We start from the raw sequence: 17,435 nt of genomic DNA, 5'->3' as shown, positions 1-17,435 counted from the left end.
ATGAAAGCGCCCGCGATCCCTGCCAATGAATCAGACCGTCTGCTGTCCCTGCGTGATTCCAGGCTTTTGGAGTCGAACAACCATCAACCCTACGATCGCATCACCCGGCTGGCAAAACGCCTGTTTGCCGTGCCGGTGGCGAGGGTGAACTTGATCGACGAACGCTCGCTGGTGGCGCTCTCTTTAGACAATGCCATGGCCGCCGTTCTGCCGCGCAATCTCTCTTTCTGTGGGCATACGCTGTTTAACAATGCACCGCTGGTGGTGTCTGACCCGCGCCATGATCCCCGTTTTGCCGATAATCCGCTGGTAAAAGGCCAGCCTGGCGTACGTTTTTACGCAGGGTATCCACTGCGTCTGCCCGACGGCGCTATCGTCGGCACGCTGTGTTTGATGGACTATGTCCCCCGCGATTTTGTTGCGGCCGATCTTAACGCCCTGAGCGACCTGGCAGCGCTGGCGGAAGACGAGTTCGCTGCCGCCTGTGCGGCGACGACGGATGAGCTGACAGGGCTGTTTAACCGGCGTGGATTTAATCAGTTAGCAGCGTTTGCCTTATCCGGTGCCCGGCGTCGTGCAGAGCCACTGACGCTCGCCTGGATGGATCTGGACCGCTTCAGACAAATCAACGAACGCTTCGGGCAGGCAGAAGGCGATGCGGCCCTGAAAGCCATGACCGAGCTGATGCGCACCTCATTCCGTGAGGCGGATCTGCTGGTGCGTTACGGTAGCGATGAATTCGCGGTTCTGTTTGCCGATACGGATGAGCAGGGGGCCTGGATTGCGATGCAGTATCTCAATGAGCAGGTCGCGGAATACAACCAGCGGGGGCTGCATCCCTGGAGCCTGACATTCTCCTGGGGAATCTGTGAATTCGACCATCAGCAGGATGATTTGCAGCGCTGGCTACAGACCGCTCACGACAAAATCCTCGCCATGAAACAGCGATACAGTGCAGACAGCGGGCATAATAAAAGCCTATGAATGGCGTGCTTGCGTTAAATAATTGTTAAAGGCAATCTGAGGCGGTCTCTTCACAAGGAAATCCCATGACCGCCTCTCTGCACATTCACACCCTTTCACGTGACGATATTCTCTCGCATCTCGACTCACTGGCTGACATCCTCGAAAACTGCGTTAACGGCGGGGCGTCGGTGAGTTTTATGCTGCCTTTTTCGGCTGAAAAAGCGCGTCAGTTCTGGCTCGGCGTGGCGGAAAGCGTGGCCCGCCGGGAGCGCACCGTGCTGGCCTGTCGCGACGAAGGTGGCGAATTTTTGGGTACCGTGCAACTCATTACCGATCAACCGGAGAACCAGCCGCACCGCGCGGATGTAGCCAAGCTGCTGGTCCACGAAAAAGCCCGCCGTCGCGGTGTTGCGATGCTCTTGATGGAAGCCCTGGAAGGGGTGGCGGTGGAAGAGGGTAAAACCGTGCTGGTACTGGACACGGCTACGGGCAGCGGCGCTGAGACATTCTATCAGCGTGCGGGCTGGCAAAAGGTCGGTGAGATCCCGCGCTACGCCCTGATGCCGGACGGCGAAATGACTGCGACATCGGTGTTCTATAAGTTTTTATAATATTTTTCACAATTGCTTTATGAATTGATCAAAACAGGGTTTCATGGTCGAAAAGTTTGATAAGTTATTGGACCAATCTTATCGGGCTGTATGACTAATTAAAAAAGGAACCCCTTGTGAACACACTCAATCGTCGTGATTTTCCCGGTGCTCTCTATCCTGAACGTATCATCCAGTTTGGTGAAGGTAACTTTTTACGTGCGTTCATCGACTGGCAGATCGACCTGCTGAATGAGCACACCGATCTGAATTCCGGGGTGGTAATTGTTCGTCCTATCCAGAGCGATTTCCCGCCTTCACTGAGCACTCAGGATGGTCTGTACACCACGATCATTCGCGGCCTGAATGAGAAGGGCGAGGCTGTGAGCGACGCGCGTCTGATCCGCTCCGTAAATCGTGAAATCAGTGTTTACAGCCAGTACGACGAATTCCTTAAACTCGCACACAATCCGGATATGCGCTTTGTGTTCTCTAACACTACCGAAGCGGGCATCAGCTATCACGCCGATGACAAATTCGACGATGCGCCTGCCGTGAGCTATCCGGCAAAACTCACCCGTTTACTGTTCGAGCGTTTCAGCCATTTCAATGGCGCGGCCGACAAAGGCTGGGTGATTATTCCGTGCGAACTGATTGATTATAACGGCGATGCGCTGCGTGAACTGGTGCTGAAATATGCCCAGGAGTGGGCGCTGCCAGCGGCATTCACCCAGTGGCTGGTTGATGCCAACAGTTTCTGCTCCACCCTCGTGGACCGAATTGTCACCGGCTACCCGCGTGACGAAGTGGCCGCGCTTGAAACGGAACTGGGCTACCACGATGGCTTCCTCGATACCGCAGAACACTTCTATCTGTTTGTGATTCAGGGGCCTAAATCTCTGACGGCCGAACTGCGCCTCGATAAATTCCCGCTTAACGTCCTGATTGTGGACGACATCAAACCGTACAAAGAGCGCAAAGTCGCAATCCTTAATGGCGCGCACACGGCGCTGGTTCCTGTAGCCTTCCAGGCGGGGCTGGACACCGTCGGCGACGCGATGAACGACGCAGAAATCTGCGCATTTGTGGAAAAGGCCATCTACCAGGAGATCATCCCGGTGCTGGATTTACCAAAAGATGAGCTGGAATCCTTCGCCAGCGCGGTGACAGGGCGTTTCCGTAACCCGTACATCAAACACCAGTTGCTGTCGATTGCCCTGAACGGGATGACAAAATACCGTACCCGTATCCTGCCGCAGCTGCTGGCAGGGCAGAAGGCGACCGGGAAATTACCTGCGCGTCTCACCTTTGCGCTGGCCGCGTTGATCGCGTTTTATCGTGCAGAGCGTGAGGGTGAAAACTATCCGGTGCAGGACGATCTGCACTGGCTGGAGCGCTATCAGCAGCTGTGGGCGCAGCATCATGACAAGCAGATCAGTACCAGCGAACTGGTGAAAGCGATTCTCAGCGTGAGCGAGCACTGGGAGCAGGATCTGACGAAAGTGAGCGGATTGGTAGAACAGGTTACGCTCGATCTGGATGCGATTCTTCTGAAGGGGATGCGCGCGGCAGTCAAACCGCTGTGCTAATCCTCTCGCCCGGCTCCGGCCGGGTTTTATTTAAAGCATCATTAGTTACAACATACTATTCACTCCGTTTTTTTATAACACGCTTCGGCACCGTGCGCTTTTTGTCTCGCAGTTAAAAAGGGGCAGCAATCCTGTAACAAGCTTGCAACCGTGACGGCGATCACGTTTAATAGTCGCGCTCTTTATTGACCTGAAGCTGACTATGATTGTTCGTCCTCAACAGCACTGGCTGCGCCTGATTTTTGTCTGGCACGGCTCCGTCCTGTCTAAAATCTTTACCCGGTTATTCCTTAACTTCCTGTTATCCATCGCTGTTATCGTGATGTTACCCTGGTACTCTTCCCTTGGGATCAAACTGACCGTTGCGCCGTTCAGCATTCTCGGCGTGGCGATCGCTATCTTCCTCGGGTTTCGCAATAACGCCTGTTATTCGCGCTACGTTGAGGCTCGCCAGCTTTGGGGGCAACTGATGATAGCGTCACGCTCGCTATTTCGCGAGGTGAAAAACACGCTCCCGGACGATCCGCATCTCAGCGAGTTCGTGCGTCTGCAGATCGCCTTCGCCCATTGCCTGCGCATGACGCTCAGACGCCAGCCGCAGGCGGAGCAGCTTTCACGCTATCTTTCTGCGTCACATTTACGCGCGGTGATGGATTCAAACTCGCCGTCGAACCGTATTTTGCTGATCATGGGCGAGTGGCTGGCGGTACGCCGTCGGGAAGGGCAGCTGTCAGATATTCTGTTCCACAGCCTCAACAATCGTCTGAACGACATGTCCGTGGTGTTAGCCGGGTGCGAGCGGATTGCCAATACGCCGGTGCCGTTTGCCTACACCCTGATTCTGCACCGCACGGTCTATCTGTTCTGCATTATGCTGCCGTTCGCCCTGGTGGTCGATCTGCACTACATGACGCCGTTTGTCTCGGTGCTGATCTCTTACACCTTTATCTCCCTCGATGCGCTGGCTGAAGAGCTGGAAGAGCCCTTCGGCGTGGAAAATAACGACCTGCCGCTGGATGCCATCTGCAATGCGATGGAGATCGATCTGCTGCAAATGAACGATGAGCCGGAAATCCCCGCCCGCGTCTTACCGGACAAGCATTACCAGCTCACGTAATGAACATTCAGGAACGCTGCAAGGCGTTCCACTCCTCGCGGGTGATTTCCCATAACTCCGAGTCCAGCTCGCCGCTGACATAGGCTTTCTTTTCCGTTCTCACCAGGCGCATTCCACTGCTGGTAGAGATCCGCTGAGAGCGCTGGTTGACGGCTGCTTTTGGCGCACGCAGAAGCGGTTTGTTCAGCGTATTAAACCAGAAGTCCGTCGCGGCAATGCTCGCTTCGCGCATATAGCCCTGACCCTGCCATTCGGGCGCCAGCCAGAATCCCCGATTATTATCCTCGACGTCGTACAGGCAGATCAGGCCAATCAGTTGATCGGGATTATCTTTGCAACGAATCGTCCAGAACCACGCCACGCCATTTTCCACATCCGGCAGGGCAACGTTGTTCACGTATGTTTCTGCGCCATCGGACGGATAGGGCCAGGGTACGCTCGCCACCATATAACGAACGATCTCCCAGCGTGGATATAATGTCTGGATTTGCAGCGCATCTTCCGCTTCCAGCGGTTTGAGTAACAGACGTTCAGTGGTTAACGTGGGCGTTTTCACGATTCGGATCTCCATTATTTGTCGTTATGTTTTTGTTTGCCTTCTGCTATTTTCATGATTACCACATTCTGCTATGACTGAATAGCCGAGGAAAATATGACGTTAAGACTGGCCGCACCGGAAGAGGCAGAAAGACTCTGGCTCGTTCGCAATCTGGCCATCCGTGCAGGCTGCCAGAGTAGCTATGATAGTGACGTGATCGCCCGCTGGACGCCGGAGGCAATGCCGGAAAGCTACCGTCAGGTGATAATCGATAATCCCTTTTACGTGGTCGACGATGAGAAGGGAGAAATCGTGGCAAGCGGCTATCTCGATCTGGCCGCCAGCAGCGTGGAAGCGATCTTTACCGTCCCCGAAGCAGCCGGAATAGGGCTGGCGGGGCGGATCATCGCGGCGATTAAAGCAGATGCATGCGCACGCGGTATTTCGCAATTAACGCTCTCCTCAACGCCTAACGCGCAGACTTTCTATCAGAAACAAGGCTTTGTAACGGTTAGCGAGGGATTTCATTATTCAAGAATGGCCGATGCCCAGCTGCGTTGTATTCACATGACGATCGATTTAACCGGCGAGGAGACCCTATGACGATAACCGTAAGGGCGTTGCGTGCAGAGGATTATGCCGACTGGCGGCCGCTGTGGGATGGCTACACGGCGTTTTACGAATGCAAACTCGATGAGTCCGTGACCGCGTCGACATGGGAAAGGGCGCTGAGCCCGCATTCTGCGCTGCTCTGTCGGGTCGCGGAAATGGACGGGAAAGTCGTGGGTTTCGCCCTGTGTGTGCTGCATGAAGGGACATTTTCAACCGCACCCGTATGCTATCTGGAAGATCTGTTTGTCGATGCAAATGTGCGTGGGAGCGGTGCCGGAAAGGCGCTGATAGAGGCCCTCCAGGCGGAAGGAAAGCGCGAAGGGTGGTCAACGCTGTACTGGGTGACGCGTCAAAACAACCCTGCGCGAAAACTGTATGACAAGTTTAGTGAGGCGGACGATTTTGTACGTTATCGCCTGTCGCTATAAGTTCTTTTAAGGTTCACGACGGGCAACGATAAACAGGCGCGGGAAAGCCAGCAAAATCTGCCCGTTTTCCTGCAGCGGATACTGCTGCTCCAGAAGTTCAAGATAGCGCTCCAGATAGTTCCGCTGCTCGTGTTCGCTCAGCTCCTGCAACCAGGGGCGCAATCCGGTGGCACTCACCCAGTCAACGATCGCCTGATGCGAACTCATTTTGTGATAGTAGGTGGTGCGCCAGATATCCACGTCGCAACCCGCGTCCGTCAAAATATCAAAATAGGCATGAACGCCGGGCAGCGGATCGCGGCTGCGGTCCGGGAAACCTTGCTCGTAAGCTACTTCACGCATCAAAACGTGCGATGGCTCATCGCGATTATCAGGCATCTGAATCGCCAGCACGCCGTTCATTTTGAGCAGAGAAACCAGGTGCGGGAGCAGCTCGTAGTGATCGGAAATCCACTGCAGCGACGCGTTGGCATAGACAAGATCAACCGAATGCGCCGGGCGATAGGTTTGAATATTGGCTTCAATAAACTGACATTCGGGCAACGCAACCCGCGCCTGTTCCAGCATGGCCGGTGAATTATCCACGCCAACAATGCGTGCCGATGGCCAGCGCTGATGCAAAAGTGCGGTGCTGTTTGCCGGGCCACAGCCCAAATCCAACACATCCGTCACCTCGTTCAGCGCCACTCTTGCCAGCAGTTCGGCGGCGGGACGAGTGCGTTCCGCGCCGTATTGCAGATATAAAGAAGGGTTCCAGTCGGCCATCATCGCATCTCCAGTTTGCGGGTTTCAGCAAGTGTAGATGATTGGCGATGGTTATGTTCAGGCGTTTAACCAGGCCTGGCCGTCAGCTTTCATTTTTCGCTCTAATTCACTGCCGCGCGTGGCAAAAACACGTTTAACCGGGAATCCGCTCTTTTCCAGCACGTAGGCGAGAGCAGCGTATTCACGCGGGTATTTCTCGGCAGTCGTCGCGTCTATCTCCACCATTCCCATCGGGAACGTAAAGGTGCCCATGTCGTAAATGCTCTGACGATGGAACAATTTCCAGACGCCGTCGCGTTTCTCCATCAGGTCGTAGAAACGGTTATGTCCGTTGCAGCCCACGTTCAGTTTGACGTTTTCGGCGATAATAATGGCGTTCGTTTCCACGATCGCTTTGTCACCCTTGAAGGTAATAATCGGGCTGCCCATCAGATGTTTGGTGCGGATATCCGATGCGCCCATACGCTCTGAACCCGTCACAAAATCACCGAAAAGCCCCTCAAACCAGGTGACTTCGATCGTGCCGTCAGGGTGAAAGAGTGAACGCAGCTGTTCCCATTCGTTCAAATCCCGGTGGATCCAGCCGTTGATCAGGTCGGTAATCTGCAGGCGATCTTCAGTTCTGTTTTCCATTTTTCGTGCTCCGCTAATGAAAGATGCATGGAGTATTCACCCTGCGTTCGATAACATCCAATACAATATAATGACGGATTAATCAGATTTAATGATTGATGGAGGTGCGACATGGATTTACGCCAGTTACGCTATTTTCTGGCCGTGGCGGAAGAGAAGCATTTTGGCCGCGCCGCTCAGAGCCTGAACATCGTCCAGCCGGCGTTGAGTATGCAGATCCGCGCGCTGGAGGAGGAACTCGGCGGCGCGTTGTTGGTTCGGACCAGCCGAAGCGTCGAGCTGACCGAAGCGGGAAAACTGTTCCAGACCGAGGCGCGACGCACGCTGGAGCAGGCCGAGTTTGCCCGACACGCCGTTGCGCGCTCCCTGCGCGGAGAGACCGGCACGGTGCGAATCGGGTTTGCCGGGAATGCCGTATTTAGCGGAAAACTGATGCGTGATTTGCGTCATTTTCGCCAACGCTATCCGGATGTGGAGATGATTTTGCAGGAGGTCCCGGCGCAGCAGCAGGTGGAAGCCATTCTCGCCGGGCGGCAGGATATCGGCTACACGCCGGATCACAGCAAAACCCTGACCGCCGGAATCAGGGTGCAGAGGATAGGGGACTGGGACATTCTGGTGGCATTGTCGGACGAACACCCGCTGGCTGAGCGTCCGCTCTTTACCGTCGAGATGCTTGCCGGGCAGCCGCTGATCCTCTACGACGCCCATGATACGCATGAAAATCTGTATCTCATGCTGAGCCAGCAGCTGCAAAGCAGGCTGCAGATCGCGCACCGTTCTGACAGCACCCTGAGCGTCCTGGCCCATGCTGCCGCCGGAATGGGGCTTGCGCTGGTTCCCGCACCGCTGCAGCAGGTGAATATTCCCGGCCTGGTTTATCGCCGTCTGAATGCCCCGGCGTTAACGGCCAATTTGCTGCTGATTAGCCGTGACACGGAGACAAGCGGCGCGGTGAACGCATTTCTGTCGTTAGCGGCACAGGGCGCTGCTCGCTGATCTGCCCCATGCCTCCATCATGGACATTCTGGAGCGCGTCATTTGCCCCATTTCCGCGAACCGATGACGCACAGAATGACGCCTGCGGTGATAACGATCATCAACGGACTGACGCTTTCGTGCAGGAGCGTCGCCGACAGCCCCAGGCCGAAGAACGGCTGTAACAACTGCAGCTGACCGACGGCGGCGATCCCGCCCTGCGCAAGGCCTTTGTACCAGAAAATAAAGCCAATCAGCATGCTGAAAAGAGAGACGTATCCCAGCGCCAGCCAGGCGGAATACCCGATGTGGCTGAAGGAGGCCGGCTGCGTCATCACTGTGGCTGTCAGCATAAAAGGCAGAGAAATCAACAGCGCCCAGCTGATGACCTGCCAGCCTCCGAGCACACGGGTCAGCCTGGCGCCTTCGGCGTAACCCAGACCGCAGACGATCACCGCAGCGAGCATCAGCAGATCGCCAACAAGGGAGACTGCCGCGCTTTGTGAGAGGGCAAAGCCCATCACCAGTACGCTGCCCAGCACAGAGAAGATCCAGAAGGTTTTTTTGGGCCGTTCGCCGCCGCGCAGTACGCCAAAAATCGCGGTGCTGAGCGGCAGCAGGCCGAGAAAAACAATCGAGTGCGCCGAGGTGACATGCTGAAGCGCCAGCGCCGTCAGCAGCGGAAAGCCGATCACCACCCCAAGCGCGACCACGACGAGAGGCAAAATGTGCGACAACTGCGGGCGTTTTTCCTTAAACCCGACGATCAGCATCATGGCGAAAAGACCGGCAATGGACGCCCGCAGAAACGTCAGGAAAAAAGGATTCATATCCAGCACCGCCACACGTGTGGCGGGTAGCGAACCGCTGAAAATGATGACGCCCAGCAGCCCGTTCAGCCAGCCGGACATCGCGTTGGAATCAGTTTTATGCACCACGGAATTGACCACATACACCTCTTTATTTTCATCATGCCCGCAGGCTTGAGCATCTGTGAAGCCGATGGTAGTCTCATGAATCCGATACAATCAAAAAATTGTCATGGATACATTCGATGAAAGCCCGGTATAAAGCGATAGTGGATACCTTCGCAGCGTTGATTCGGGCGGGGACGCTCACCCCGGGCACCCGGCTGCCGACCCATCGCCACCTGTCACAGCGGGAAAAAATCTCTCTGGCGACGGCGACCCGCGTCTATACGGAGCTGGAGGCGATGGGGCTGGTGAGTGGCGAAACCGGGCGAGGGACGTTTGTCCGTGAGATTTCTGTTCCTTACGGCCACGGCGTCGATCAACAGGCCGTGGCATCTGATGTGCTGGATTTGAACTTTAACTATCCCGCGTTAGCGGGGCAGGGAGAGCTGCTGCGCGAGGCGTTACGCCAGGTATCGAACGCCGGTGATATCGAATCGCACTTGCGCTATCAGCCCCATGCCGGGAGGCTGACCGATCGCGAGATTATTGCCGGGCATTTCTCCTGTCAGGGATTTCGCCCTGCGCCGGACAATGTCGTCATCGTCAATGGCGCCCAGCACGGGTTGACTGTCACGGTGATGGGGCTGCTGCGCCCCGGCGATGTGGTGGCTGTGGACGCGCTGACCTATTCCGGGTTTAAAGCGCTGGCCACGTTATATCATATGGAGCTGATCCCTGTCCCGTCGCTGGCTGACGGCCCGGACCTGAACGCATTACAGCAGATTTGCCAAAAACGCCCAGTTCGGGCGGTGTACACCATGCCCACGTTGCACAACCCTTTGGGCTGGGTGATGAATCGCGAGCAGCGAAAAGTGCTGGCCGAAATCGCCCGCGCTCACGATCTCATCATTATTGAAGACACGGCGTATGCCTATTTGATTGGCAGGCCACCGCCGCCGGTCGCGGTTTATGCACCGGAACGCACGGTTTACGTCACCGGATTTTCAAAGAACGTGGCGACCGGGCTACGGGTGGGCGCGGTGATCTGCCCTGAATCGTACCGTCCGGCCCTGGAACGCGCGGTTCGGGCGACCAGCTGGAATACGCCATCCATCATGACAACTTTGGTGTGTAACTGGATTCAGGACGGTACGGTGTCGCGTTTTGAAACGCTGAAAAGACGCGATGCGCGCGAACGGCAGGCGGTACTCAGGGAGTCTTTAGGCGAACTGGCGTGCATTACTCATCCAAATTCCTATTTCGCCTGGCTTCCCCTAGCTGAAGAGGCGCGCGCCGACCGGGTGGTAAAAGATCTTATGGACAAACATATTTCCGTTTCAACGGCTGAGCCGTTCTGTACGGCGCAGACCATCCCCCAGGCCATCCGCATCGCGCTGGGGTCGGTGTCAATTGAGCATCTGCGCACCGCACTGGTCAAGGTGCGTGAAGCGATAGCGTTAGAGCAAAGCCGCTGAACAGAAGACCGGAACTCAATCCACTTTCAGCATCGCTAACAAACGTTTCACCGTCCGCGAGCGTTCGAAACGACGCCAGCAGAGGGCGATATCCGTAAAGAGTTCCGGTGTGGTCAGGGCATGGTAGGTCACATCGGTCGGCGAAATGGCGGCCATCGATTGTGGCACCAGGGCGAACCCGCCCCCTGCGGCGACCATGCTCAGGGATGACGAAAGCTGCGAGGATTGCAGCGTATGGTGCATATCAATTCCGGCCCGCTCGCAGCAGCCGTAAACGCGCTCGAACAGGGCTGGCGCAACCTCCTGCGGAAATAAAATCATCGGCGTATCCCGAAGCTGGTCCAGCGCCAGCGCGTCGCACCCCGAAAGGGGATGCGTACGGTGTAACGCCACCACCATCGGTTCCCGGTCGAGTAATTTCAGCTCAAATTGCTTGCTGCTCTCGCACGGTAAACGCACAAAGGCGATATCCAGTTCCCCCTCCGCCAGCATCGTCATCAGCGAGGACATATTGGCTTCGACCTGGTGAACCGTCACCGCCGGGTTCTGAAGCTGATACTGATGAATTAGCGCAAAGATCTGCGGATGAAACGCATCAGAACTGGTGATCCCAATTGACAAATTCCCGCTTAGCCCGCGCGCAATGCCCCTGGCTTTCTCCAGCGCGGCATCGCTCATCGCGAGGATTTTGCAGGCGTCCTCATAGAACGCTTCTCCCGCCTCGGTGAGTTCCACGCCCCGCGTCAGGCGCCTGAACAGCGGGGTGCCCACTTCCTCCTCGAGCCGCTTGATCTGCTGGCTCAGCGGAGGCTGCGACATCCCCAGTGCTTTAGCCGCTTTGGTGAAGTGTCGTTCGCGCGCAACCGCGACGAAATACCGTAGATAACGAAGTTCCATATCAAAAACGTCTCAAACCCGCATGCTTTCTATATTGGAACTCTCTGCTGAATCGGGTCAACATTTATTTAACCTTTATAAATAAAGTTGAAGAGGAAACGCATGATGACGCATTCATCTGCATGCGATTGTGAGGCGAGTTTGTGCGAAACCCTTAGAGGATTCTCGGCGCAACACCCTGACAACGTGATCTATCAGACATCGCTAATGAGCGCCCTGTTGAGCGGCGTGTATGAAGGGGAAACCACCATCGCCAGCCTGCTCACGCACGGCGATTTTGGCCTCGGCACGTTCAACGAGCTGGATGGCGAAATGATTGCCTTTAGCAGCCAGGTCTACCAACTGCGCACCGACGGTAGCGCCCGCGCGGCAAAGCCGGAGCAAAAAACGCCGTTTGCCGTGATGACCTGGTTCCAGCCGCAATATAAGAAAACATTTGATGAGCCGGTCAGCCGCCAGCAGATCCATGACGTGATAGACCAGCAAATTCCATCGGATAATCTGTTTTGCGCCCTGCGTATTGACGGCAACTTCCGCCACGCACACACCCGTACCGTTCCTCGTCAGACGCCGCCTTATCGCGCGATGACCGACGTGCTCGACGACCAGCCGGTGTTCCGTTTTAACCAGCGCAAGGGGGTTCTGGTCGGATTCCGTACCCCACAGCATATGCAGGGCATTAACGTGGCGGGTTACCACGAACACTTCATCACTGACGATCGTCAGGGCGGCGGGCATCTGCTCGATTACCAGCTTGAGCAGGGCGTACTCACGTTCGGTGAAATTCACAAGCTGATGATTGACCTGCCTGCCGACAGCGCATTTTTGCAGGCTAATCTCCACCCGGGCGACCTCGATGCAGCGATCCGTTCCGTCGAAAACTAACAGGAGAATCATCGTGAACAGTGATAAACAGGCTCGTCAGTGGGCGCATGGTGCCGATATGATCGTCGGCCAGCTGGAAGCGCAGGGCGTGAAACAGGTTTTTGGTATTCCCGGCGCAAAAATCGATAAAGTCTTTGATTCACTGCTGGATTCCTCCATCAACATCATTCCCGTGCGTCACGAGGCAAATGCGGCGTTTATGGCGGCAGCGGTAGGGCGATTGACCGGTAAAGCAGGCGTGGCCCTTGTCACCTCCGGTCCGGGCTGTTCGAACCTGATCACCGGTATCGCCACGGCCAACAGCGAAGGTGACCCCGTTGTTGCCCTGGGCGGGGCTGTGAAACGGGCAGATAAAGCCAAACTGGTCCATCAGAGCATGGACACCGTCAGCATGTTCAGCCCGGTCACCAAATATGCCGTGGAGGTGAGTTCTTCGGATGCCATTGCCGAGGTGGTATCCAACGCCTTTCGCGCCGCTGAGCAGGGCAGACCGGGCGGGGCGTTTGTAAGCCTGCCGCAGGATATTGTCGATCTGCCGGCCACCGGCGCGATTTTGCCTGCCAGCACATCGGCACTGATGGGCCCGGCCCCAGACGCGGCGATTAATGACGTCGCGAAGCTCATCGAAAACGCCAAAAATCCGGTCATTTTGCTGGGCCTGATGGCCAGCCAGCCCGCGAACAGCGCGGCACTGCATACGCTGCTGGAAAAAAGCGGTATTCCGGTCACCAGCACCTATCAGGCGGCCGGAGCCGTGAATCAACAGCACTTCACCCGCTTCGCCGGACGCGTCGGCCTGTTTAATAATCAGGCGGGCGACAGGCTGTTACATCTGGCGGATCTGATTATTTGCGTGGGATACAGCCCGGTGGAATACGAGCCGTCTATGTGGAATAGCGGCGACGCCACCCTGGTGCATATTGATGTGCTTCCGGCCTATGAAGAGCGCAATTACGTCCCGGACCTCGAACTGGTCGGGGATATTGCCGGTACGCTAAACCGGCTCGCCAGCCGGATCAGTCATACGCTGGAGCTGAGTCCGCGCGCCACTGAAGTTCTCCTCGATCGCCGCCATCAGCGTGATTTGCTCGACAGACGTGGCGCATCGCTTAATCAGTTCGCCCTGCATCCGCTGCGCATCGTGCGGGCCATGCAGGACATCGTTAACAACGACGTGACGCTCACCGTCGACATGGGCAGTTTCCACATCTGGATTGCCCGCTATCTCTACAGCTTCCGTGCGCGTCAGGTGATGATTTCAAACGGGCAGCAGACCATGGGCGTTGCGCTGCCGTGGGCGATTGGCGCCTGGCTGGTCAACCCTGGCCGCAAAGTCGTGTCGGTATCCGGTGACGGGGGATTCCTGCAGTCGAGCATGGAGCTGGAAACCGCCGTGCGCCTCAAAGCCAACATTCTGCACATCATCTGGGTCGATAACGGCTACAACATGGTGGCTATCCAGGAAGAGAAAAAATACCAGCGACTTTCCGGCGTGAACTTCGGCCCGGTGGATTTCAAAGCCTATGCCGATGCCTTTGGCGCGAAAGGCTTTGCCGTGGAGAGTGCCGACGCGCTGGAACCCACGCTACGAACGGCGATGGAGGTCGACGGCCCTGCCGTGGTGGCCATTCCCGTCGACTATAGCGACAACCCGCTGCTGATGGGCCAGCTCCATCTCAGTCAGATTTTGTGAACTACTTAAGGACAAAGACATGCATAAAGTTGCTCTCGTAACAGGCTCCGGTCAGGGAATTGGTAAAGCGATTGCGCTTCGCCTGGTGAAAGATGGTTTTGCCGTAGCTATTGCCGATTACAACGCCGATACGGCAAAAGCGGTCGCCGATGAAATCACCCGTAACGGTGGCAAAGCCGTTGCCGTGAAGGTGGATGTATCGAACCGCGAGCAGGTGTTTGCGGCAGTAGAGAAAGCCCGAACGGCGCTGGGTGGCTTCGATGTGATCGTCAATAACGCCGGGATCGCGCCGTCTACGCCTATCGAGTCGATCACGCCTGAGATTGTCGACAGGGTTTATAACATCAACGTGAAAGGGGTGATCTGGGGGATTCAGGCGGCGATTGACGCTTTTCGCAAAGAGGGGCACGGCGGCAAGATCATCAACGCCTGCTCCCAGGCGGGCCATACGGGAAATCCCGAGCTTGCGGTCTACAGTTCCAGTAAATTTGCCGTACGCGGCTTAACGCAGACCGCCGCGCGAGACCTGGCTCCGCTCGGCATCACCGTTAACGCCTACTGCCCGGGTATTGTGAAAACGCCGATGTGGGAAGAGATTGACCGTCAGATTTCCGAGGCCGCAGGCAAACCAGCCGGCTACGGCACTGAAACCTTCGCCAAACGAATCACGCTTGGCCGCTTGTCCGAACCGGAAGATGTCGCCGCCTGCGTCTCTTACCTCGCAGGGCCTGATTCTAACTACATGACCGGTCAGTCTTTGCTGATTGACGGCGGAATGGTGTTTAACTAAAAAATAACGATAAGCTCTGACATGTGTTTCCCCTGCATCATTGCAGGGGCTTTTTTATCCGCGGTTTTCTCTGTCGCCCGCTATCTGCTAATCCTTAATGCTTGACCCAGACCAGCTGTTCCACCGGGAAGCCCAGCTCACGCGCCGTCGCGAGGAAGTCCTGCTTGACCGTCTCTGGAAGGGTTGTTGAGCGAGAGAGGATCCATAAATAGTCGCGATTCGGGCCGCTGACCAGTGCGTGCTGGTAATCCTTATCCAGTTTAATCACGTTATAGCCGCCGTAAAACGGGCCAAAGAACGAGACTTTCAGCGCTGCAGTGGTGGGCGCTCCGGTGAAGTACGCTTTCCCTTCACTTTCTTTCCACCTGTTCTTAATCGGATCATATCCACGGTTGAGTACGGTAATTCCCCCGTCGCTACGCAGACCGTACGTCGCTGTAACCTGTTCCATCCCTTTTTCAAAGCGGTTTTCCAGGCGCGCGATTTCATACCATTTACCGAGGTAACGGCTGGCGTTAAAGTCGCTGACAGGTTTCACGCCCTTTGGTGGGGTCGGTGATTTACATGCAACCAGCGTGAGCGCCACAGCGATACCCGTCATCACAGGCCATAGTTTCATGCGAACTCCTTTCTTTTTAGTAACCGGGAGTTAAGTGTAGTGTAAACAACAGGTCAGAATGATTATCACAAAAAATTGAGTATTTCCTGATAAGACGGCTGACAGTGAAAAGCGAAGGTTGCTCAGGTTATTCTCTACGGACCTGAAAAACTGAGCGCTTCCTTGAACAGTCGTTATTTCTTGATCTGTTTTCCGTGTTCATCCACAACAGGTTCACCATCTTCTTTCCTGAACGCACCGCGCTGCTCTTCCGTCAAAATATCCAGCACCACCTCTGATGGCCTGCATAAACGCGTCCCCAGAGGGGTAACGACAATGGGCCGGTTGATGAGAATAGGGTGCTGTAACATGAAATCAATCAACTGGTCATCGCTGAAAGAGTCGTCTGCCAACCCTAATTGCTCATAGGGTTCGACATTTTTGCGTAATAGCGCCCGAACCCTGATCCCCATATCTGCAATCAGTTTCACCAGCTCTTCCCGCGTGGGCGGTGTATCCAGATAGAGGATAATCTTGGGTTCCGTCCCGCTGTTGCGGATCATTTCAAGGGTATTTCGCGACGTGCCGCAGGCAGGGTTGTGGTAAATAGTGATGTTGCTCATATCAGTACCTCATTACACAGTGAAAGACAGGCGAAGCGCCAGCGCGGCCAGCGTCACAAATAGCACTGGGATGGTCATGACGATCCCGACCCGGAAGTAATATCCCCAGGTGATGGTCATATTTTTCTGCGCCAGAACGTGTAGCCACAGCAGCGTTGCCAGACTGCCAATCGGGGTGATTTTGGGGCCCAGATCGCTGCCGATAACGTTGGCATAGATCATCGCCTCTTTGATGACGCCGGTCGCGGTACTGCCATCGATCGACAGGGCACCCACCAGAACGGTTGGCATATTATTCATCACGGAGGAGAGAAATGCCGTCAGGAATCCGGTCACGAGTGTCGCAGCCCACAAACCGTGATCGGCCAGTTTGTTGAGCAGAGCAGAGAGGGCGTGCGTCAGGCCCGCATTGCGCAAACCGTAGACGACGAGGTACATGCCCAACGAAAAGATCACGATCTGCCAGGGCGCGCCACGCAGCACGTTGCCGGTATTTATGGCATGCCCTTTTTTCGCGACGGCAAACAGAAGCAGCGCACCGACGGCAGCAACCAGGCTCACCGGCACGCCGAGCGGCTCGAGACCAAAGAATCCGACTAACAGCAGCACCAGAACCAGCCAGCCCATTTTAAAGGTCGCGCCATCGCGGATGGCCATTTTCGGTTGTTTCAACAGAGAGACGTCATAAACGGCAGGGATCTCTTTGCGAAAGAACACATGGAGCATAACCAATGTTGTAGCAATCGCCGCAAGGTTGACCGGGACCATTACTGCGGCATATTGCGCAAAGCCCAGTTGAAAGAAATCTGCCGATACGATATTCACCAGGTTTGACACGATCAGCGGCAGGCTGGCCGTATCGGCGATAAATCCAGCCGCCATGACAAAGGCCATCGTGGCGCCTTTGCTGAAACCCAGCGCGAGGAGCATCGCGATTACAATCGGGGTCAAAATCAGCGCGGCACCGTCGTTGGCGAACAGCGCGGCCACCATCGCACCCAGCAGGATAATCCAGGTGAACAGCAGGCGGCCACGGCCATTTCCCCAGCGGGCAACATGCAGCGCGGCCCATTCAAAGAACCCGGACTCATCAAGAAGAAGACTGATGATGATCACGGCGATAAACGTGGCGGTGGCGTTCCAGACGATTTGCCAGACTACCGGGATATCTTCAGGATGAACGACCCCCGTCAGTAAAGCCAGACCTGCACCCAGCATGGCGCTCCAGCCAATGCCCAGACCCCGTGGTTGCCAGATAACCAGAACGAGGGTAAGCAGAAAAATTGCACCGGCCAATAACATCAGTTACTCCATTCATATCTATTCAGACGAATATGTAAACGC

The 17,435-nt window shown here is 55.8% G+C and carries 19 protein-coding genes; 11 read left to right on the top strand and 8 right to left on the bottom strand.

All coding sequences use genetic code 11. The annotated features are described in order from the left end of the window. From F153LOC_RS02595 to F153LOC_RS02580, 4 genes are all read left to right on the top strand, one after another. The gene (locus tag F153LOC_RS02595; protein WP_102103716.1) at positions 1-984 is read left to right on the top strand and encodes a sensor domain-containing diguanylate cyclase; all 984 of its coding nucleotides are present in this window, start codon (positions 1-3) and stop codon (positions 982-984) included. Positions 985-1,049: 65 nt separating this feature from the next. Next, entirely contained in the window at positions 1,050-1,577 is a 528-nt protein-coding gene (locus tag F153LOC_RS02590; RefSeq protein ID WP_102103717.1) for a GNAT family N-acetyltransferase, read from the top strand. A gap of 116 nt (positions 1,578-1,693) precedes the next feature. Then, positions 1,694-3,145: a tagaturonate reductase gene (locus tag F153LOC_RS02585; RefSeq protein WP_102103718.1), complete on the top strand. Its 1,452-nt coding sequence runs from the start codon at positions 1,694-1,696 to the stop codon at positions 3,143-3,145. A 202-nt stretch (positions 3,146-3,347) separates the two neighbouring features. Next, positions 3,348-4,262, top strand: coding sequence for a bestrophin family protein (locus F153LOC_RS02580; RefSeq protein ID WP_100780169.1), 915 nt, complete (start codon positions 3,348-3,350; stop codon positions 4,260-4,262). A 7-nt stretch (positions 4,263-4,269) separates the two neighbouring features. Here the strand turns inward: F153LOC_RS02580 and F153LOC_RS02575 are convergent, their stop codons facing one another. Beyond that, positions 4,270-4,818, bottom strand: a complete 549-nt coding sequence (locus tag F153LOC_RS02575) for a GNAT family N-acetyltransferase (protein ID WP_100780878.1) — start codon at positions 4,816-4,818, stop codon at positions 4,270-4,272. Between the two features lie 96 nt (positions 4,819-4,914). Here F153LOC_RS02575 and F153LOC_RS02570 point away from each other — a divergent pair, with 96 nt between their 5' ends. Then, positions 4,915-5,403: a GNAT family N-acetyltransferase gene (locus F153LOC_RS02570; protein WP_102103719.1), complete on the top strand. Its 489-nt coding sequence runs from the start codon at positions 4,915-4,917 to the stop codon at positions 5,401-5,403. After that, the gene (locus tag F153LOC_RS02565) at positions 5,400-5,840 is read left to right on the top strand and encodes a GNAT family N-acetyltransferase (RefSeq protein ID WP_102103720.1); all 441 of its coding nucleotides are present in this window, start codon (positions 5,400-5,402) and stop codon (positions 5,838-5,840) included. Before F153LOC_RS02570 ends, F153LOC_RS02565 begins: the two co-directional genes overlap by 4 nt. Before the next feature lie 6 nt (positions 5,841-5,846). Here the strand turns inward: F153LOC_RS02565 and tam are convergent, their stop codons facing one another. Further along, on the bottom strand, positions 5,847-6,605 hold the full coding sequence (tam, locus tag F153LOC_RS02560) for a trans-aconitate 2-methyltransferase (RefSeq protein ID WP_102103863.1): 759 nt from the start codon (positions 6,603-6,605) through the stop codon (positions 5,847-5,849). A gap of 57 nt (positions 6,606-6,662) precedes the next feature. After that, positions 6,663-7,238 (bottom strand): nuclear transport factor 2 family protein, encoded by a 576-nt coding sequence (locus F153LOC_RS02555; RefSeq protein ID WP_102103721.1) that lies wholly within the window; start codon positions 7,236-7,238, stop codon positions 6,663-6,665. Positions 7,239-7,349: 111 nt separating this feature from the next. Between F153LOC_RS02555 and F153LOC_RS02550 the strand changes: the two genes are divergently transcribed. Continuing rightward, a complete protein-coding gene (locus tag F153LOC_RS02550; protein WP_102103722.1) occupies positions 7,350-8,237 on the top strand; it encodes a LysR substrate-binding domain-containing protein in 888 nt (295 codons plus the stop codon). A 38-nt stretch (positions 8,238-8,275) separates the two neighbouring features. On the opposite strand, the gene F153LOC_RS02545 is transcribed toward F153LOC_RS02550, so the two are convergent. Continuing rightward, the gene (locus F153LOC_RS02545; protein WP_102103864.1) at positions 8,276-9,166 is read right to left on the bottom strand and encodes a DMT family transporter; all 891 of its coding nucleotides are present in this window, start codon (positions 9,164-9,166) and stop codon (positions 8,276-8,278) included. A 104-nt stretch (positions 9,167-9,270) separates the two neighbouring features. Between F153LOC_RS02545 and F153LOC_RS02540 the strand changes: the two genes are divergently transcribed. After that, positions 9,271-10,605: a PLP-dependent aminotransferase family protein gene (locus tag F153LOC_RS02540; RefSeq protein ID WP_102103723.1), complete on the top strand. Its 1,335-nt coding sequence runs from the start codon at positions 9,271-9,273 to the stop codon at positions 10,603-10,605. Positions 10,606-10,620: 15 nt separating this feature from the next. Here F153LOC_RS02540 and F153LOC_RS02535 read toward each other — a convergent pair whose 3' ends face one another. After that, complete coding sequence (locus F153LOC_RS02535; protein ID WP_102103724.1) at positions 10,621-11,502, bottom strand: LysR family transcriptional regulator; 882 nt, start codon at positions 11,500-11,502, stop codon at positions 10,621-10,623. Between the two features lie 105 nt (positions 11,503-11,607). Between F153LOC_RS02535 and budA the strand changes: the two genes are divergently transcribed. Genes budA through F153LOC_RS02520 form a run of 3 tightly spaced genes read left to right on the top strand, consistent with a single transcriptional unit; the run spans position 11,608 to position 14,870 of the window. Next, complete coding sequence (budA, locus tag F153LOC_RS02530) at positions 11,608-12,387, top strand: acetolactate decarboxylase (protein ID WP_102103725.1); 780 nt, start codon at positions 11,608-11,610, stop codon at positions 12,385-12,387. 13 nt (positions 12,388-12,400) lie between these two features. Continuing rightward, positions 12,401-14,080, top strand: a complete 1,680-nt coding sequence (gene alsS / locus F153LOC_RS02525; protein WP_369823747.1) for an acetolactate synthase AlsS — start codon at positions 12,401-12,403, stop codon at positions 14,078-14,080. Between the two features lie 19 nt (positions 14,081-14,099). Beyond that, positions 14,100-14,870, top strand: a complete 771-nt coding sequence (locus F153LOC_RS02520; protein ID WP_102103727.1) for a (S)-acetoin forming diacetyl reductase — start codon at positions 14,100-14,102, stop codon at positions 14,868-14,870. 94 nt (positions 14,871-14,964) lie between these two features. Here the strand turns inward: F153LOC_RS02520 and F153LOC_RS02515 are convergent, their stop codons facing one another. The 3 genes from F153LOC_RS02515 to F153LOC_RS02505 form a co-directional block, all read right to left on the bottom strand. Further along, positions 14,965-15,489, bottom strand: coding sequence for a lipocalin family protein (locus F153LOC_RS02515; protein WP_102103728.1), 525 nt, complete (start codon positions 15,487-15,489; stop codon positions 14,965-14,967). A 173-nt stretch (positions 15,490-15,662) separates the two neighbouring features. Further along, positions 15,663-16,091: a glutaredoxin-dependent arsenate reductase gene (arsC, locus tag F153LOC_RS02510; RefSeq protein WP_102103729.1), complete on the bottom strand. Its 429-nt coding sequence runs from the start codon at positions 16,089-16,091 to the stop codon at positions 15,663-15,665. Between the two features lie 12 nt (positions 16,092-16,103). Beyond that, complete coding sequence (locus F153LOC_RS02505; protein ID WP_102103730.1) at positions 16,104-17,393, bottom strand: arsenic transporter; 1,290 nt, start codon at positions 17,391-17,393, stop codon at positions 16,104-16,106. Between the last annotated feature and the right edge of the window lie 42 nt (positions 17,394-17,435).

The sequence above is a fragment of the Lelliottia sp. F153 genome (assembly GCF_002870005.1).
GTDB classification, from domain to species: Bacteria; Pseudomonadota; Gammaproteobacteria; order Enterobacterales; family Enterobacteriaceae; genus Enterobacter; species Enterobacter nimipressuralis.
Note: the sequence above shows the minus strand (reverse complement) of the source record. Positions and strands in the feature narration are given on the sequence as shown.

Excerpts from the sequence above, each read along its gene's own strand:
- F153LOC_RS02540 (WP_102103723.1), top strand. The coding sequence starts at position 9,271 with ATGAAAGCCCGGTATAAAGCGATAGTGGATACCTTCGCAGCGTTGATT.
- F153LOC_RS02550 (WP_102103722.1), top strand. The coding sequence starts at position 7,350 with ATGGATTTACGCCAGTTACGCTATTTTCTGGCCGTGGCGGAAGAGAAG.
- F153LOC_RS02580 (WP_100780169.1), top strand. The coding sequence starts at position 3,348 with ATGATTGTTCGTCCTCAACAGCACTGGCTGCGCCTGATTTTTGTCTGG.
- F153LOC_RS02520 (WP_102103727.1), top strand. The coding sequence starts at position 14,100 with ATGCATAAAGTTGCTCTCGTAACAGGCTCCGGTCAGGGAATTGGTAAA.
- F153LOC_RS02505 (WP_102103730.1), bottom strand. The coding sequence starts at position 17,393 with ATGTTATTGGCCGGTGCAATTTTTCTGCTTACCCTCGTTCTGGTTATC.
- F153LOC_RS02590 (WP_102103717.1), top strand. The coding sequence starts at position 1,050 with ATGACCGCCTCTCTGCACATTCACACCCTTTCACGTGACGATATTCTC.
- F153LOC_RS02515 (WP_102103728.1), bottom strand. The coding sequence starts at position 15,489 with ATGAAACTATGGCCTGTGATGACGGGTATCGCTGTGGCGCTCACGCTG.
- tam (WP_102103863.1), bottom strand. The coding sequence starts at position 6,605 with ATGGCCGACTGGAACCCTTCTTTATATCTGCAATACGGCGCGGAACGC.
- F153LOC_RS02555 (WP_102103721.1), bottom strand. The coding sequence starts at position 7,238 with ATGGAAAACAGAACTGAAGATCGCCTGCAGATTACCGACCTGATCAAC.
- F153LOC_RS02565 (WP_102103720.1), top strand. The coding sequence starts at position 5,400 with ATGACGATAACCGTAAGGGCGTTGCGTGCAGAGGATTATGCCGACTGG.
- F153LOC_RS02570 (WP_102103719.1), top strand. The coding sequence starts at position 4,915 with ATGACGTTAAGACTGGCCGCACCGGAAGAGGCAGAAAGACTCTGGCTC.
- arsC (WP_102103729.1), bottom strand. The coding sequence starts at position 16,091 with ATGAGCAACATCACTATTTACCACAACCCTGCCTGCGGCACGTCGCGA.
- F153LOC_RS02595 (WP_102103716.1), top strand. The coding sequence starts at position 1 with ATGAAAGCGCCCGCGATCCCTGCCAATGAATCAGACCGTCTGCTGTCC.
- F153LOC_RS02535 (WP_102103724.1), bottom strand. The coding sequence starts at position 11,502 with ATGGAACTTCGTTATCTACGGTATTTCGTCGCGGTTGCGCGCGAACGA.
- budA (WP_102103725.1), top strand. The coding sequence starts at position 11,608 with ATGACGCATTCATCTGCATGCGATTGTGAGGCGAGTTTGTGCGAAACC.